This is a genomic window from Lignipirellula cremea (genome assembly GCF_056501455.1).
The window spans coordinates 5,992,615-6,008,947 of the sequence record NZ_CM151415.1; the positions used below are offsets into that span (position 1 = coordinate 5,992,615).

Genomic DNA, 16,333 nt, shown 5'->3' on the forward strand with positions numbered 1-16,333 from the left:
TAGAGAGGGACGAGGTTCAGAAGCAGCGAAGCGACCGGCCGACGCGCGAAACCGAAAGCGTTCGATCGCTTCGTCGAAGAAATACGATCGCCGGATATGGGGGAGCGCAGTCCGCCCTGCGAGAGCGGACGGACTGCGCGTCATCGCGATCAGAACGAACGAGCAGACGTCACGGACCGCCGATCGCTTCGCCGTTGCCTTTGGTGCAGCGGGCGCTGATGACCGTCAGATCGGTCGAGTTCGTGGCGAACTGGACGCTGCCGTCGCCCATACCGATCTGGCAGCCGCCCGGGTGAGCCGAACTGAGCGGGAAGTTCGTTCCGACGTCGTTGTTCGTTCCGGTAGCCGCAGCGTTGGCGAATCCCTTTTGATTGATCTGCCAGCGAACCGAGGTGCAGTTGAAATGGCGGCCGTCGCCCCAGGTCGTCGCGTTGAGAGGATGACCCGAGCCCATCGTCCAACCGTAGAGTCCGGCGGAGTTGCCGACGCCGGCCGTAAAGCCGGCCGTCACAGGCTGACCGTTCGCGTCCTTGAGGTGAGCGCTCTGCTCGCCAATCATCCAGGTGTTGGAGGAGCCGTCGACGATCGAGGCGAAGCGGTTCTTCGTGCCCCAGCTCAGAATGCCGTTCCGCGTCTGCGTCGGACCCGATCCGTTGCAGCAGCCGACGGCGTTGTTGTCGGGCGGTAGCGGCACGATTCCCGTGACGACGGAGCCGGCGATGCCGGTATAGGAAACGTTCATCAGGGGGACATTGATGCCGCCGCGGCCTGCCATGAGTTCGTCGACCGGCGTAGAGGGGCAGCGGTAGGCGGGGATGATAAGTCCGTTGAGCATGTTGATGTTGTTAGCGTTCACATACCCGCTGTTCCCGTAGAACTGCCACTTGTCGTTGAGGGGGCCCTGCTCGATGAAGGGCAGGAGATAGACCATCCACGACGAACCCCACTGCGCGCCCGTCGCGGTTCCGAACGGAGTCATGTCGTTCGTCGCGCCGGCGGGAAAGCGCTTGTGGGTGTCGTGATGGTTGTGCATCGCGATGCCGAGCTGCTTCAGGTTGTTGCCGCAGCTCATCCGGTTGGCCGCTTCGCGTGCCGCCTGCACCGCAGGCAGCAGGAGCGCGACCAGTACGCCGATGATGGCGATGACCACCAGCAGCTCGACCAGCGTGAAGGCCGGACGGCCGAGGGGCCTGGCGAAGGGGCGCAGAGTGGGCACGGAAGAGCTCCTGACAGAAAGATGAGGAACAGCCGAACGTGATAAGACGTGCACTTAGCCGCGGATAAGGGCGCGCGAAGCGCCGACGCGAGCGTGCTGCCAGCAATCTAATCGACTCGATCGGATCGAAGCAATGGAAATCCGTGGGGGAATGCGATAACGCAGGCGCTCCGACTTGCGGGGGGTGAATGCGTACGCCCGGCAAATGCAAGAAGCCCGTCGAGAGGACTCGACGGGCTTCTGAGTTTCAACGCATCCCGGCGGATGCGCGGGATCGGGCCTGACGCCGGACCCGATCAGGGCTTCTTCGGGTTCTTCGGTTTTTCGACCTTCCCGGTCAGGGCGAAGTCTTTCGTGGTCGCTCCGCCGGCGGCGACTTCCGCGGTCAGTTCCGATTCCGAGTTGTACTTCGCCGGAATCGTCTCTTCGGCGACCGTCATGCCGCTCTCGTCGGTCGTTTCCTTCGGAGCGTTGATCCGCACGACGTTCATGCCGGCCGAGGCCTGGATCTCGTACCGTCCGTTGACGATCGGCGCCGACGTGGGCGGCAGGCCCTTGGAAAGGTCCGCCGTCGATTCGAAGACGATCGTGCCTGACGCGAGCGGCTGGCCGTCGTGGGTGACCGAACCGCTGGCGGCATGTCGGGGCGAAAGTTCGTGTTCCGGATTGCAGCCCGCGAAGAAGACGAATACGCCGGTCAGCGCCGCGACCGACGCCAGTTGAGATCGCTTCATGCGGGTTTCGGAGAGACGAATCGAAAATGTCGGACGGGAGAGGATCTGCGCGAGCGGGAAGAAACTACTGCTGGAGGTTGACGACCTGTCCGTCGTTTCGCACCGACAGGTAGATCAGCGTCAGCAGGTCGGTGTTGGTCGTCAGATTGCGGACCGAGCCGTCGCCGAAGGCCGCGTTCACGCCGCCCGGATGCGCCGATCGGAGCGGGGAGTTGTTGCCCGCGTTCTGGCTGACCCCCTGGGCGTGCGGGCCGGTCGCCGGCGCGTAGCCCTTCTTAGCGTTGATCGCGTAACGCACGCTGGTGGTGTTGAAGATGCGTTCGGTGCTGCTGATGCTGCCCATGTAGAAGCTGTGCTGCACGCCGGGACGATAGTCGACCTTCGTGTTGTCGGTCAGCGTGATGAAGTCGCCGACCTCGCTGGCGAGCATCGTGTTCGACAGACCGTCGGTGAAGCCCGCGAACTTCACCTTGGACTTGAAGTACATCGCGCCGTTGGTGGAGGAGTTGCCGTGCGAGGAAGCGACTTCGCCCACCGCAGTGAACGGCACCGGCGTCAGAGCAGCGTTCGTGAGCGCTCCCGCGATCCCGACGTAATCCGGCACCGTGGCGAACGGCTCGGAAATGCTTACTTCGCGTTCGAGCGGCGACGAGGGGCAGCGATATCCGACGAAGATCGGGGCGGTGCCCGTTCCGGTCGCCGTATCGCCGACCGCGGCGCGGATGGTCGCATGATTGTAGGTCTGGTCGAAAGTCAGGCGATCGTACGCGGCGCCCTGCTCGATGAAGGGCATGATGTAGACCAGCCACGACGCGCCCCACTGAGCGCCGCCTGCTTTGCCGAACGGCGGAGTGTTGTCCGCGGCGCCGGGGGGAAGTCGCTTGTAGGTGTCGTGGTGGTTATGCAGCGCGAGCCCGAGTTGCTTCAGGTTGTTGCTGCACGACATGCGGTTCGCCGCTTCACGCGCCGCTTGCACGGCAGGCAGCAGAAGCGCCACCAGGACGCCGATGATCGCGATGACCACCAGCAGTTCGACCAGCGTGAAGGCCGAACGGCCGAACGGTCTAGCGAAGGGGCGCGAAGAGGGCACGGAACGACTCCCGACGATGAAGGAAAAGAATGCGCGAAAGAAAAGGAGAGGCTCGCTGCGACGACGATAAGGGCGCGCGAAGCGCCTGCGCGAGCTCGCCAACAGCAATCTAATCGACCGGGCCGGGCCGAATCAATCGAATTCCGTGCGGGGAATTGACAGGAAGCAGGCGCTTCCTCGCTCCTCGGTCGCTGCCCGCAAATAGAAAAAGCCCGTCGAGATTCCTTCTCGACGGGCTTCGGACGACACCGCTCAGGAGAGCACGGAGGAGCCGGTCGGGCGCGACGGAGGGAAACGTCGCAGGTCGACCAGCAGGCAGGCAGGCGAAGAGTGGATCAGGGGTGGATCAGGGCGACGGAGAGCGCGGAGGCACCAGAAAAGCCGCGAAGACTCGGGGGACTATCGTCCCCCGCTCAGAGAAACCGCACAGAGAAGCCGCACTGGACGGTTCGCGTCGACCGGAGACGCGAACCGTCCGGCGATTTCCCGACCCAGACTCAGGCGATCTTCTTCAGCGTCTTGTGCGTGCCGTTGATGATGTCTTCGTCGATCACGAACCGACTGCCGCGAGGCTGTTCCGGAAGATCGAACATCAGGTCGAGCATGATCTCTTCGATGATCGAGCGAAGACCGCGGGCGCCGGTCCCCTTCGAGAGAGCCTTGCGGGCGATCGCTCGCATGGCGCCGTCGGTGAAGGAGAGTTGGCAGTCCTCCATTTCGAACAGGCTCTGGTACTGCTTGACCAGGGCGTTCTTCGGCTCGTTGAGCGCCTTGATCAGATCCTCTTCGCCGAGCGGCATCAGAGGAACGACCGCGGGAAGGCGTCCGACGAATTCCGGAATCAGTCCGAACTGGATGATGTCTTCGCTGGTGACGTGAGCCAGGATCTCGTTGGTCTGCTGCTCCTCGGTCCCGGCGCCGGCGCCGAGCAGCGAGTTGAAGCCGATCGCCCGCTTGCCCAGACGCTTGCGGATGATCTCCTCCATGCCGACGAACGTTCCGCCGACGATGAAGAGGATGTTCGACGTATCGAGCTGGATGTACTGCTGCTCGGGATGCTTGCGGCCCCCCTGCGGCGGAATGTTGGCGACGGTGCCTTCGAGCATCTTGAGCAGCGACTGCTGCACCCCTTCGCCCGAGACGTCCCGGGTGATGGAGACGTTCTGGCTGGTTTTGCCGATCTTGTCGATCTCGTCGATGTAGAGGACGCCCCGCTGGGCCTGCTCCACGTCGAAGTCGGCGGCATGCAGCAGTTTCAGCAGCAGGTTCTCGACGTCTTCGCCGACGTAGCCGGCCTCGGTCAGGGTCGTGGCGTCGCCGATGGCGAACGGCACGTTCAGGATCCGGGCGAGCGTCCTGGCGAGGAGGGTCTTGCCCGAGCCCGTCGGTCCGACGAGCAGGATGTTGGACTTTTCGATTTCGACGTCGGGATCGGACCAGGCCTGGCTCAGCCGCTTGTAGTGGTTGTGCACCGCCACGGCGAGCGTGCGCTTGGCGCCGTTCTGACCGATCACGTACTCGTCGAGCCGCCCCACGATTTCCCGGGGCGAAGGGATCTTCTCCGGAGCCTGTCCGGCAGCCTTCCGACGGCGCTGTTCCTGGTTCAGGATGTCCTGACACAGGTCGATGCATTCGCCGCAGATATAGACGTCTCCCGGTCCTTCGACCAGCGGACCGACGTCACGGTACGACTTGCGGCAGAAGGAACAGAACGCGTTCTTCTTGGTGGTTTGTCCGCGGCGGGCGCCGGGGGTCGCTTCTCTACCCGAGGGCATGGTCAATCCTTTTCAGGCCGTCGATCCATCACCATTCTTGGTATGCGGATCTTCGGGATGAATCCTGCTCGTACGAAGAGCGTCGAGTCCTTCGCCCGCCCTGCCTCGGTGCATCCTTGTCCGTAGCGTTCGAGCTTCTAAAAGAAGAGCGTCAGTCGGTGCGTAAGTGAAATCGGAACATGGCACGAAGGCCTTGACGGGACCGGTCGCGATTCCGCGCGATAGGAAAGGACCGATTTTGCCCGCTGTCCGGCGTATCGCGACTGTCGAGCGCGGAACCGGCGGAGTCGCCGGAATTCGTCGCAGTCGCGATAGATCGCACGTCGCGTGCGGCGGGTACGACCGTCGCAGTGTGACGCACGTTTTTCGTCCTTCCAGTCAGGCGTCGTCGCTTCGCTTCGCCTCGGATCGCTTCGCCGATTCGATCGAAGCCGCCAGGGCCTGTTCGATCGGCGATTTCTTCAGGAGGTCCGCCTTGGCTTCGTCGGTCGCCGGCGTCTTGGTCGCTTCCTCGCGGAGCTGACTGCCGAGCCGGGACTTGATCTTCTTGAACTCTTCGGGAGAGAGATCCCCCTGATCGCGCAGGTCGCGGAACTGGTCGAGCAAGTCGCCCGCGGTCGGTCCCTCGTCCTGCATCTCCTCGCGCATCCCCTTGATGAACCACCAGGCGATGAGCGCCAGGATGGCGAGCACAGTGCCCGCCAGAACCAGGCGTGCGAGAGGCGTCTGAAGGAACTCCCACAAAGTCATGCGGCGGATCGCGAAGAATCAGGGACGGGGCGACCTGTCGCGGCGACGACGAACCGCTTCGCTTCGCCGAAGTCGCAGGTTTCGCGACCCCGAGGAAGCACGTTTCGTCGACAGGCTTAAGTCGCCGTCCCCGGAAACTTTGCGGTCGCTACACCCCGCATTATCGCGCTCGTCCGCTCATTTGCAAACCGAACCGAATGGACCCGGGGAGTCCCGACGACGCGCTCGCCGGGAAACATCTCTCTCGCGGACGGCAGCCGCCCCTCATAGGAAGGTCGACCGTCGTCCGGCTCCGGGAATCAGCGCTTCCGGAATCCTCCTGCTCCGCTCGATTGCCCGTGACTTTGAGAATCTCGGGCAATCGGGAACTTCCCTGCTCGCTGTCGCTAACTCCGACAGGAACGAAGGAAGATACGGGCGCGAGGCGTCAGGCGTTCGACCTTCTCTCGCGATTTCTTCGGACCGTTTCCGATTTCGATTCGGAGTACCATATCGAGCGCTTCGCCCGCCGAGAGATCGGGCGGGTCGCCCCGCTCCTCAGCTACTCCCGCAGGATCGACCCCAATGCCTACCGGATCCGTGCTCGATCGACTTCTGAAGGGGGGCGTCGTCGCGGTCGTCCGGGCGGAGGAGGGATCGAAACTGGTCGACGTAGCAAAGGCGCTCGCTGACGGAGGCGTCACCGGGATCGAGGTGACGTTCACGGTGCCGCGGGCCCACCGGGTTCTGGAAGCGGTCGCCGACGCGCTGGGGAGTACTGTGGAACTGGGCGCCGGGACGGTGCTCGATGCGGAGACGGCCCGGATTTCAATTCTCTCGGGCGCCGAGTTCGTCGTCTCGCCGGCGGTGTCGCTGGGCGTGATCGAGACGGCCAAACGCTACGGGAAGGCCGTCTTTCCCGGCGCTCTGACGCCGACCGAGGTGCTGACCGCATGGCAGGCAGGCGCCGACGCGGTGAAGATCTTTCCCAGCGACCTGACCGGCCCCGGCTATTTGAAAGCGCTGGCGGGGCCCTTTCCGCAGATAAGAATGATGCCGACGGGCGGCGTGAACCTCGACACGGCGGAGGCGTTTCTGGCCGCGGGCGCGTGTGCCCTGGGCGTCGGAAGCGCACTCGTCGACGCGAAAACCGTCGCCTCCGGCGATTTTAAGGTTCTGACCGAACGCGCCCGGAAATATCGCGCGATCGTGGACGAATACCGAACGAAGCACAGCTCCGCCTAGCACGGAGGCTCTTCGGAAAGTTCGGCATTCGGCTCGAAAGCGTTTCTGGATCGGCGACGACATGACCGATAAGTCGGCGACTCTCGATCCGATCGGCGTCGGTTCCTCGCTCGCGGATCTGAAGACCTCCGCCGAGTTGAATCCCGGGGCCCTCCCCGCCACAATCGAACCGCACGGGTCGATTCCCCGCGGGAACGCTCCGATGAGCCTCCTCCGAACTTCCATGCCGGGCATGGTCACGACGTACCGCTTCGAATGCCCGTACTGCGGGTCCGTGACCTCCATCGAACCGCAATACGCCGGTTTGACGGGGCCCTGCTATTCGTGCGGGAAGATGGTCACCGTTCCCACGGTCGAGGAACTCGAATCGCTGCAGCGGCGACGCGCGGCGGTTCCTCAGGGAACCTCCCGGCTGAACGTCTTCCTGACGATCGGCCTGCTCGCGTCGACGCTGGTCGGCGGCATTTGCGCGGTCGCGGCGCTGTTTTTCTTCTTTCTGCCCGGCCTCGTACGAACGTCCTCGATCGCCGACGCTTCGACGAAGCTCGAACAGGTCCGGCTCGCGCTGGAGCTTTACCACGATCGCTGGGGTTCCTATCCGCCGGCGTACGTCGCCGACGCGAACGGACGCCCGATGCATAGTTGGCGGGTGCTGATTCTGGACGAATTGGGTTATTCGAACGTCAAGCGGCAGTACGACTTCTCGAAGCCGTGGGACTCCGTCGAGAATCAGGCCCTGCTGACGGAGATTCCGGGGCCGTACGTCGTGGATGTCGATACGTCGGCCTACTCCAACATGGAGACGAGCATCGTCGCGATCGTCGGCGACGGCACCCTGTTCCCGGGCAAAACGTCTGCGCGCCGCAACGACATCACTGACGACCCCGCCACGACGCTGATGGCGGTCGAGCGGCACGAGAGCGGCATCTGCTGGATGGAGCCTCGCGATCTCGTACGAAGTCGCATGAGCAACGTCATCAACGGCAGCGGCGCCAACGACGTCCACGTGCTCCGGCGCGAAGGCGCCGTCGCCGTCATGGTCGACGGCAGCACACGCACGCTCTCCCCTCGCTTCTCTCCGGCGGCGCTCTCCGCCATCACCACGATCTCCGGCGGCGAAACCGTCCCGCTGAGCGAGTTCGACGCGAAGTAAGGGTAGCGAACGCTCTCGCTGAACGAGACTCTGCGCAAGCTGCGCAATTCCTGCCGGCGCGAAGCCGCAATCCTGCACCGGCAAACTCAACCGGACCGATTTCTACAGAACGGCAGGGAATGCCGCGCGAGGGTCGGACTGTGCCGTAACGGGCTGCAGCCGCCCGAGCTTCGGACGGTCAGAGACGCAGGGAAGCGCCATCGATGGGTCGGCTCTGGGCGATCGGAACTCTCGCGACGGGAATCGCGCTGGCGGTCTCCGCAGGCGCGAATCCGCTCGCCGCGCAGACGCAGCCGCCCGCGGCGCAGGTTCTGCCGGGAACGCCGGGAGCGAGCGCTTCCGCGAACGTCGTCGGCGGCTACCAGCCTCCCCTGCGCTGGACCACGAACCAGTTCGAGTTCGCGATTCCGATCATCCCGACCGATGCGCTGCCCGAAGATCAGCGCCCCGTCGAGAACCAGCTCTTTCTTTCCTCCGATCGCGGCGCCAACTGGACGCTGTACGCGCGGGAATCGGCGACGGCGGAGAAGTTCTCCTTCGCTGCTACGCATGAAGGCGAGTTCTGGTTCGCCCTGCGAACGAAGGACCGCGAAGAACGGATCAGTCCGGCCGGTCCGCTGCGGGCGGAGCTGGTGGTGACCGTCGATACGACGCCGCCCAAGCTGACGCTGGACGGGAAGCAGAACGAGCAGGGACAGCTCGAAGCAACGTGGACCGCGTTCGACGAACGGCTCGATCCGAAATCGTTCAAGATCGAAGCTCTTCCGCCGGGCGAGTCAGCCTGGATCCCGCTGGCGTTGAATCAGCCGGGCCGCGCGTCGCTGACGAACCTCGACGGCATCGGCAAATGGACCCGCAGCCAAGGCCTGTCCGGTGTGCAGTTGCGGGCGGAGATCGTCGATCTCGCCGGCAATCGCACGGTCGCGACCAAGACGTTGCCCGAGGGTCTGCCGACGACCGCGATCACGCCCGTCGCGCCCGCGGCCGTTCCTCCCAGCGCTGTCGCTGCTCCGGCGACGCCGCCGACGAGTCCGTCCTCCGTCGCGGCGGCAGGGGCGACTCAAGGCGCTGGCGTCGGTCGACTGGCGTCGAGTCCTTCGCCGACGGGCTCTTCGTTCCCGCAACTGCTCCCGACGCCGGGCGGTTCCGCGACAGGACCCGGGGTGGGCGGATCGCTGTCGACGGGCGGCGCGGCGACGGGCGGTTCGGGCTATCCCCCTCCGCCGCCGATCGGGGGCGGAGCAGGCGGTCCGCTCGCGAGCCCTCCGCCGATCGAATCCTTCGCCGGCTCGAGCCTCGGATCCGCCGTTCCTCCGGTCGCCGGTTCCGTTCCTCCGACGAACGGTCTGCCGACGAACCTGCCCCCCTCGACGGGCGCGACGCCGAATCCTGTTGCAGGCGCCCCTGCCGCCGGATCCCTCGCCGCCGGAAGCGTGACGCCGCCCTCCGGGGTCGGAGCGTATCCCGCCAGCGCGGGAACCTTCGGCGCGGCGGCCGTTCCGAACGAGGGCGCCCGGCAGTCGTTCCTCCCGCCCGGAGAGCGACCGCTGATGACGAACAAGCGGACGTTCAACCTGGAATACGATCTCGACCGGGTCGAACCGCGGGACCTGGACGACGTGGAACTGTGGGCCACCCGCGACGGCGGTCGGTCGTGGCAGAAGTGGGGCACGGACGCCGACGTGAAGAGCCCCTTCCCCGTCACCGTCGAAGCCGAGGGGACCTACGGCTTTCGCATCGTCGTGGTCTCGAAGAACGGCCTGGCCAGTCCCAGTCCCCGCTCGGGCGAGCCGGCGGACGTCTGGGTCGGCGTCGACTTCACGTCGCCGCGTGCCCGGGTCTCGGCGGCGCCCTACACCGACGGTCAGCAGGCGGGTCAGCTTCGCATCACCTGGGAAGCGGCGGACGAGAGCCTCGGCGAACGACCGATCGGCCTGTTCTTCTCGGCGTCGCCGGAAGGCCCCTGGCAGTCGATTGCGCAGGGTCTGCCCAACGCGGGGCAGTATTTCTGGAAGGTCGATCCGAGGGCGCCCGGCAGCGTCTACATCAAGATCGACGTCACCGACGCCGCGGGCAACGTCGGCTCGGACAAGACGCTCGACCCCGTCGATCTTCGCGGCCTGGTCCCCACCGGCCGCATCCGCGGCATCAGCCCCATCGCCGAACCGGCCGTCACCGGCGTCAGCTCGTCGTGGCTGCCGAGCTGGATGCAGTGGCGGTAGAGCGAGGCTGAAAGCTACGGCTGCGCCGCATCGCCCTCCGTTTCCTCGGGCATCTCGGTAGCTGCTTCGGCGCCGGGCTCCGCAGCGTCAGCCGCTTCGGAGTCTGCCTCTTCCGACCACGTTTCTTCGCCAGAGTAATCAGGCTCCGGCGGCGCGGCGTAGCGATCGCTCTCGATGCGAAGCGGCCAGTCCTCTTCGAGTCCGTACTCGCTTCGCGTCGCCCGGTCGTCCTTTCCGTCGATGCCGCGACTGTACACGATGAAGCCCTTTTCGGTCGGCAGGTAGCACATCGGCTCGGCCGTTCCAACCCACCGCCGAATATCTTGCGGAATCACGGCCAGAAAGTGAGGAACCAGCGCCTCAGCGTCGGGCGGAAGTTCGCCATGCTCGCGGCGGTACCGTGCGCACGCGAGGGCCATTTCGACGAGATCGACGTGCCCGTCGCTCTGACGGCGCCTTGACCATTCCCATTGCGGCTCGAACCCGCGATCGAGGGCTTCGCCGAATCGCACCGTCCAGATGAATGTCACGACGCCCGGTTCGCTGCCTGAGAGATAGAGACGCCGCTCCGCATCGTCGATCGCCCCTTGCGCCGCCTCGGCTCCCGCGTAATCGGTCGCCTTCTCGACGCACATTGCGATCCACTCCAGCGCCTGCGCCGAGCTTGCCTCGGGACAGTACCGATAGGGGACGTACATCGGATCGACGTCTTCGAGGCCCCGCGAAAGACGGAGGTCCCGCACCTGCATCGTAAGCATCGCCGCGTGCAGCGACGGCTCGTACGTGATCATCGCCAGCCGGCGTTGCAGATCGGCGAGATCGTCATCGGTCAGCTCGTCGCGAACGAGAGATTTCTCGATCTGACCCAGCGCCTTGCCGATGCCGTCGCGACGGCGGAGCTGCACGATCGGGTCGGGCTCTTCGCGAAGCATTTCCGCGAGCGCGAGAGCCGTGCGGATGCTTTCGCCGACGCCCGCTTCGTCGCCTGATGCCCGACGAACCTCCGCCTCCAGACAAAGAAGCTCGAAAATGCGATAGCGCGACCAGCGCTCTTCCGTCAACGAAGCCATTTCATCGTCGACGAGAAACTGCGTGGTTCCGCCCGCTTCGACGGCGCGTCGAGCGGATTGGAGCGCCGCTTCCCGCCCTGCCAGAAATCCTTCGGCAACCGTCAGAGACTCCCGCGTCAGGACGCCGGAATCGTCGGTCGGCCAGGTCGACGCGTCACCGTCGCGCTGGTCCGGAGCCTGAACTCGCGTAATGAATCTCCAGAGTTCGATTCCTCGCTCGGCATCCATCGCAGCGGACTCGGCGGCGGCGAACCAGAGATCGGTCGCTCGCTTCGATTCGGGAGTCGCGGGATAGAGAGCGTTCAACTCCTCGATCGTGGTCGGCTCGCCCTTCTCGCGGACGGCGGCGATCGCCCGTTCGAGCCTCGCAGACGAAGACCAGCGCCACCAGCCGTACCCCACGGCGCCGAGCACGAGCGGCGTCAGCAGGCAGACGAGCACGATCGTCCAGCAGCCGCAGCCCTTGCCCCTGGGCGGCGAGACCGGAGGCTCCCTTTCGGAACGCGAATCGGGTGCGGGTTCGACCTGGGTCAAGAACTTCTCTCCTGAGAGTCGACGATTCTCTTCACGACGTCACGGCGTTTGTGAAGGATGCAATTGAAACACGTCATCGGCGGCAGTGAACGCCTTGGCCTGCGGATTCGTCGCGCCGCCGCCGTCGTCCTTGAAGTCCTGACCGATCGAGTAGAGCCGGGCGCCCTGTGCGTCGACGACGTAGCGCAATGGCTGCTCGTCGAACGGATCGAGCGGCACGGCGTCCAGATACTCCGGTACGAGATCGTCGAGCTTCACTGGTAGATCGCCTGTCGCCAGACGATAACGCTCGCACGCGACCGCGGTTTCGGCGAGCGTGGCGGCGGCCTCCGCTTTCAGGTGGGCGTTGGCCGACGCCGTGATCGCGGGAAACAGTAGCGACGTGTAGACGTAGCGAAAGCGCGCCGTCGGCGACTGGGAGAACGTGGCGATCTCCGCTCGGATCGCCTTCCCGGCAGCGTAGGCTTCGGGCAGACTCTGCTGACTCGCTTCGTCCGCTTCGCGATAGAGTTCCAGCCCCTTCGCCTGGTCGGCGCCGCGAAACCAGATCGGAACTTCCAGTCCGTTTCTGGTCAGACCCGACGTTCCGACCTCGAAGGTTCGCGCGAACATCCAGCGTTCCCCGGCGAGACCCGTCCGAAAACCCTGCTGAAAGTCCTGCGGGGCGAAGGCTTCGCCGATTCGCTGCAACTGCTCGTCGGACAGTAGGCCTTGGGCGAGAAGTTTCTCCGCGCTCTCGACGGCCACGTTGAGGCAGGCGATCCGAACGAGTTGCGACACGAGCAGCGGTTCGTTCGAAACGCTCTCGCTCACTCCGACGATGGTCAGCAGGTCGTCGACCGCCGCCTGCGTCTCGCCGGTCGCGATGCGAACTTCCAGATCGAGCCGCAGCACGTCGACGAACTTCCGCAACGGCTGCATATGCGGCAGGAGCGCGTTGAAATGGTCCTCCCAACGTATCGAGAACCGCGCGATCGCGCCGGATCGCCTTGCGACATGCGCGGCTTCGATTGCCTCGCGATTCGCCTCGACGAACTCGCGAGCGAGTCGCAGGTCTTCCCCCTGCAACAGGCCCTGCGCGTCGCGGTCAGGCGGGTTCGTTCCCTGATCGCTCCGGTCGGCGCCGACGATCGGAATGCCTTCCGCTCGCCGGGCGAACTCCGCGTTCTTCTCTTCCTCCGCGCCGAGCTTCGCGATCGCGGTCCACCACAGCCGGGTCGTCGCCTGGATCTCGGGACTGGTCGGATAGTAGGCGTCGATCTCTTCGATCGTCAGCGGCGCCCCCGCAGCGCGAGCCAGCGCCCGTTCCTTCTCCGGGATGCTCGCATCGAGCAAGTACGCGATCAGCGCCGTGACGCCTACGACGCCGATCACCGCCGCCAGCCCGATCCCGGACCACATCGCGCAGCCGCAGCCCCGCCGTCGCCAGCGCTTTTGCCGCGCCCCCGTTCGAGCGGAAGGATCGTCCGTCGGGGGTCCGAGGGTCGTCGCTTCGTTCAAGGGGAGTCGTCTCGCTCTTTATCGTGCGGAAGGCGAACGACAAGATCGCCCTGGTTCTGTTCGTTCAAGGCCCTGCGCTCGCTCCCGCGTTCGGCTTCGACTTCTTCAATCTAAACACGATATCGGACGGCGCGAACGCCGCGGCGGGGGATCCGGTCGCGCCGCCTCCGCCATCGTCGACGAGGTCGGCGCCGATCGAATAAAGCCGCACGCCGCCCGCGTCGCTTACGTAACGAAGGGGCTGCCCGTCGCAGGGATCGAGCGGCGCGACGTCCAGATACTCGGGGACCAAGTCTTCGAGCTTCGCGGGCAGCTCGCCGTTCGCCAGGCGATAGCGCTCGCAGGCGATCGCCGTTCGCGCGAGCGTGACGGTCGCCTGGGCGTTCAGGTGGGACTCTGCCAGCGATCCGAGGTGCGGCAGCAGCATCGACGTCCCGGGATAGCGGACCTGGGCATCCGGCTCCGCGGCCAGAGCGGCCAGTTCCGCGTCGATCGGTTTCCAGGCGTCGATCGCTTCGACCAGGCTCCGCTCGCTCGCTTCGTCCATACGACGAATGACATCGAGACCGAGGGAGAGATCGGCGCCGCGGGTCCAAGACGATCGCTCGATACGAAACGTGTCCCTGAACGCCGCGTCGCTCAGTTGCAACTGAGCGACGAATGGAAGCCTGGAGCCGGCCACGACGAGCCGGAACGATACCGCTTCGTCGCGATCGTCGAAAATGCGACTGAGGCTCGCCAACTGTTCGTCGGTCAGTTCCTCCACGGCGAGCATCCGCTCGACCAGTTCGACCGCCGCAGCGAGCGACTGATGTCGGCTTCGCTGCTGCCATTCGTACGGCTCGTATCGCAGGGCGTCGCCGGCGGCGATCATCGTCGACAGATCGTCAAGCGCGCCGTCGACGTCGCCGCCGGCCAGCCTCGTTTCCACCTTCAGTCGCAGGGTCATCGCCAGAAAAACGAGCTTATAGACGGCGGTCGGGGCGACGACGTTCGGACCGGTCGTCGGCGCGTAGAAGTTAGCGACGCCGCCTGCGTCGCGCGCCGATCTCGCGGCCTCGAACGCTTCGTCGAACCGGGCCACGAACTCCTCCGCGGCGATAAGATCCTCGCCCTGCAGGCGTCCGCGTCCGTCGCGATCGGGAGGCTTTCCGCCGTCGTCGCCGCGATTCGGGCCGATGACCGGAACCTTCGCGAAGCTCGGGTTCTGGATGTGCGAAGGATCAAAGAGCTCGATCGCTTTCCGCCAGAGCCGCGTCGCCTCGTCGATCTCCCGACTTCTCGGCGGCAGCGCGGCGAGTTCCGCCTGGGTCATCGGCGCCCCGCCGGCGCGAGCCTCAGCCAGAGCCCGCTCCCCGACGCGCTGGTCGGCGAACAGGAACGCCGTGACGAAGAACCACGTCGCCAGACCGGCTACGACCGAGAACGCGACGAACCAGACGCAACCGCCCCGCGCCCGTCGCATCAGACGCTTCCGCCGCGCGATCGTTTCGCGGCGAGTCCGCTTTTCTTCCTCCGCCAGCGCGGTGTCGATGACGACGGTCACGGAACGACCTCCGCGGTCGGTTCGTCGGCCTGCGACTTGTCGGCCTTCAGTTCGAACAGAACGTCGCCGTCGACGGGATCGTCGAGGCCGCCGTCGTCCTCCTGGTCGGCTCCGACCGAGTACAGCAGCGCTCCGGAATCGCTGACGACGTAGCGCAGCGGCTGCCGGTCGCAGGGATCGGCGGGCACGACCGAAAGAAACTCCGGCACGAGATCGTCGAGCTTCGCCGGATATTCGCCGTGCGCGACGCGATACCGCTCGCAGGCGATGGCCGTCTCCGCCAGACGCGCGAGAGCTTCGCCCTTCAGGAAGGCCTTGGCGGACGCGTCGACCGCGGGAAGCAGCATGGTCGTCAGGGGGTACTGCAGGCGTCCGATCGGGGAGTCGCCGATCGCTTCGACCTCGTCCTCCATCGTCTGCGACGCGGCGAGCGCTTCGAGAATCCCTTCGTCGCCGGCCTCTAACAGGGGCCGCCAGACCTCGAGTCCCTTGGCCAGATCGTTCCCTCTCCAGGCGGACAGCATCGGAGGAAGCTCCGCATTGAGGTCTTCCAGCGACGCATCGTCTCGCATCGTGTGGATCAGCATGAACTGCTCACCGCGGTACGAGCGCCGCAATCCGTCATGGAACCGTTGCCGCGCGAACGCCTCCTGCAGTCGGGCGAGTTGTTCCTCAGTCAGTTCGTGGCGGGCCAGCGTGCGTTCCAGCGCGTGGACCGCCGTTCCGAGACAGGCGATTCGTACGAGCTGCGAAACGACGACCGGTTCGTTCGCTAGGCTTTCGCTCGTGGCGACCAGCGTGAGCAGGTCTTCGACCGCCCCGTCCAGGTCGCCATCGGCCAGCTTGACCTCCAGATCGAGTTGCAGCAGCCGGTTCACGCCGCGCATGTTCTGCACATGCGGGAGCAGCATGGCGATGCCCTTGTCGAAGTCGGTCGGGAACCGGGCGACGGCGCCCGCGCGACGCGCGGCATGAGCCTCGTCGAGGGCTTCGCGATACCGATCGAGAAACGGCCTGGCCTTCGCCAGATCTTCAGGGAACAGGGCCTGGTCGACGTCGAGGTCTCGCGTTCCGTCGACGATCGGAATTCCCTTCGTCGACGCGTTGTACGCCGGGTCTCCGACGATCGCAGACGCACGCGCCCAGTGTGCGCTCGCTTCTTCGATCGCGGGGGTGGTCGGATAGAAGGCGTCCATCGCCGCGGCGTCGACCGGATCGCCGGCTGCGCGTGCCTTCGCGATCGCCTGCTCCGCCAGCCGATCGCTCGACCAGACGATCGCGACGTAGGCGCCGACGAGAAAGATCACCGGCGTCGCCAGCGCCAGCGCGATCAGAATGCCGCACCCCCAGCGCCGTTTTCGAAGAGCTGCCGCGTCCGCGGGAAACGGGGTCGGCGAATCGTCGCTCGTCGGCGTCGACAGCGGAAGATCCACGCCGGAGGTCGAAGCGGCGGTCATGGCGATGCGAACCGAGAAGAGAGAAGAGCGACGCAGGACGCCTTCGATTCTAAACCGATCCG

At 65.5% G+C, this 16,333-nt stretch carries 12 protein-coding genes; 3 read left to right on the plus strand and 9 right to left on the minus strand.

The genetic code is table 11. The annotated features are described in order from the left end of the window. Positions 1-169: 169 nt before the first annotated feature. The 5 genes from SH602x_RS23570 to SH602x_RS23590 form a co-directional block, all read right to left on the minus strand. A complete protein-coding gene (locus SH602x_RS23570) occupies positions 170-1,216 on the minus strand; it encodes a DUF1559 family PulG-like putative transporter (protein WP_479474599.1) in 1,047 nt (348 codons plus the stop codon). A gap of 296 nt (positions 1,217-1,512) precedes the next feature. Further along, positions 1,513-1,950 carry a hypothetical protein gene (locus tag SH602x_RS23575; protein WP_479474600.1) on the minus strand — a complete coding sequence of 146 codons (438 nt, stop codon included), beginning with the start codon at positions 1,948-1,950 and terminating at the stop codon, positions 1,513-1,515. Positions 1,951-2,014: 64 nt separating this feature from the next. Beyond that, on the minus strand, positions 2,015-3,040 hold the full coding sequence (locus SH602x_RS23580; RefSeq protein ID WP_479474601.1) for a DUF1559 family PulG-like putative transporter: 1,026 nt from the start codon (positions 3,038-3,040) through the stop codon (positions 2,015-2,017). Between the two features lie 497 nt (positions 3,041-3,537). Further along, the gene (gene clpX, locus SH602x_RS23585) at positions 3,538-4,815 is read right to left on the minus strand and encodes an ATP-dependent Clp protease ATP-binding subunit ClpX (protein WP_479474602.1); all 1,278 of its coding nucleotides are present in this window, start codon (positions 4,813-4,815) and stop codon (positions 3,538-3,540) included. Positions 4,816-5,193: 378 nt separating this feature from the next. Continuing rightward, complete coding sequence (locus tag SH602x_RS23590; protein ID WP_479474603.1) at positions 5,194-5,565, minus strand: hypothetical protein; 372 nt, start codon at positions 5,563-5,565, stop codon at positions 5,194-5,196. Positions 5,566-6,129: 564 nt separating this feature from the next. On the opposite strand from SH602x_RS23590, the gene SH602x_RS23595 reads away from it, so the two are divergent. The 3 genes from SH602x_RS23595 (at position 6,130) to SH602x_RS23605 (ending at position 10,164) form a co-directional block, all read left to right on the plus strand. Beyond that, positions 6,130-6,789 (plus strand): bifunctional 4-hydroxy-2-oxoglutarate aldolase/2-dehydro-3-deoxy-phosphogluconate aldolase, encoded by a 660-nt coding sequence (locus SH602x_RS23595; protein WP_479474604.1) that lies wholly within the window; start codon positions 6,130-6,132, stop codon positions 6,787-6,789. 61 nt (positions 6,790-6,850) lie between these two features. Beyond that, positions 6,851-7,942 carry a DUF1559 family PulG-like putative transporter gene (locus tag SH602x_RS23600; protein WP_479474605.1) on the plus strand — a complete coding sequence of 364 codons (1,092 nt, stop codon included), beginning with the start codon at positions 6,851-6,853 and terminating at the stop codon, positions 7,940-7,942. A gap of 203 nt (positions 7,943-8,145) precedes the next feature. After that, positions 8,146-10,164, plus strand: coding sequence for a hypothetical protein (locus SH602x_RS23605; protein WP_479474606.1), 2,019 nt, complete (start codon positions 8,146-8,148; stop codon positions 10,162-10,164). Positions 10,165-10,178: 14 nt separating this feature from the next. Here the strand turns inward: SH602x_RS23605 and SH602x_RS23610 are convergent, their stop codons facing one another. The 4 genes from SH602x_RS23610 to SH602x_RS23625 all read right to left on the minus strand — a co-directional run bounded on the left by SH602x_RS23610 (position 10,179) and on the right by SH602x_RS23625 (position 16,271). Further along, positions 10,179-11,768 (minus strand): hypothetical protein, encoded by a 1,590-nt coding sequence (locus SH602x_RS23610; protein ID WP_479474607.1) that lies wholly within the window; start codon positions 11,766-11,768, stop codon positions 10,179-10,181. Positions 11,769-11,807: 39 nt separating this feature from the next. After that, complete coding sequence (locus SH602x_RS23615) at positions 11,808-13,169, minus strand: hypothetical protein (protein ID WP_479474608.1); 1,362 nt, start codon at positions 13,167-13,169, stop codon at positions 11,808-11,810. 163 nt (positions 13,170-13,332) lie between these two features. Continuing rightward, the gene (locus SH602x_RS23620; protein ID WP_479474609.1) at positions 13,333-14,814 is read right to left on the minus strand and encodes a hypothetical protein; all 1,482 of its coding nucleotides are present in this window, start codon (positions 14,812-14,814) and stop codon (positions 13,333-13,335) included. After that, a complete protein-coding gene (locus SH602x_RS23625; RefSeq protein ID WP_479474610.1) occupies positions 14,811-16,271 on the minus strand; it encodes a hypothetical protein in 1,461 nt (486 codons plus the stop codon). The genes SH602x_RS23620 and SH602x_RS23625 overlap by 4 nt, the downstream gene beginning before the upstream one ends. Positions 16,272-16,333: the final 62 nt, after the last annotated feature.

Excerpts from the sequence above, each read along its gene's own strand:
- SH602x_RS23575 (WP_479474600.1), bottom strand. The coding sequence starts at position 1,950 with ATGAAGCGATCTCAACTGGCGTCGGTCGCGGCGCTGACCGGCGTATTC.
- clpX (WP_479474602.1), bottom strand. The coding sequence starts at position 4,815 with ATGCCCTCGGGTAGAGAAGCGACCCCCGGCGCCCGCCGCGGACAAACC.
- SH602x_RS23590 (WP_479474603.1), bottom strand. The coding sequence starts at position 5,565 with ATGACTTTGTGGGAGTTCCTTCAGACGCCTCTCGCACGCCTGGTTCTG.
- SH602x_RS23595 (WP_479474604.1), top strand. The coding sequence starts at position 6,130 with ATGCCTACCGGATCCGTGCTCGATCGACTTCTGAAGGGGGGCGTCGTC.
- SH602x_RS23600 (WP_479474605.1), top strand. The coding sequence starts at position 6,851 with ATGACCGATAAGTCGGCGACTCTCGATCCGATCGGCGTCGGTTCCTCG.
- SH602x_RS23605 (WP_479474606.1), top strand. The coding sequence starts at position 8,146 with ATGGGTCGGCTCTGGGCGATCGGAACTCTCGCGACGGGAATCGCGCTG.
- SH602x_RS23615 (WP_479474608.1), bottom strand. The coding sequence starts at position 13,169 with ATGTGGTCCGGGATCGGGCTGGCGGCGGTGATCGGCGTCGTAGGCGTC.
- SH602x_RS23625 (WP_479474610.1), bottom strand. The coding sequence starts at position 16,271 with ATGACCGCCGCTTCGACCTCCGGCGTGGATCTTCCGCTGTCGACGCCG.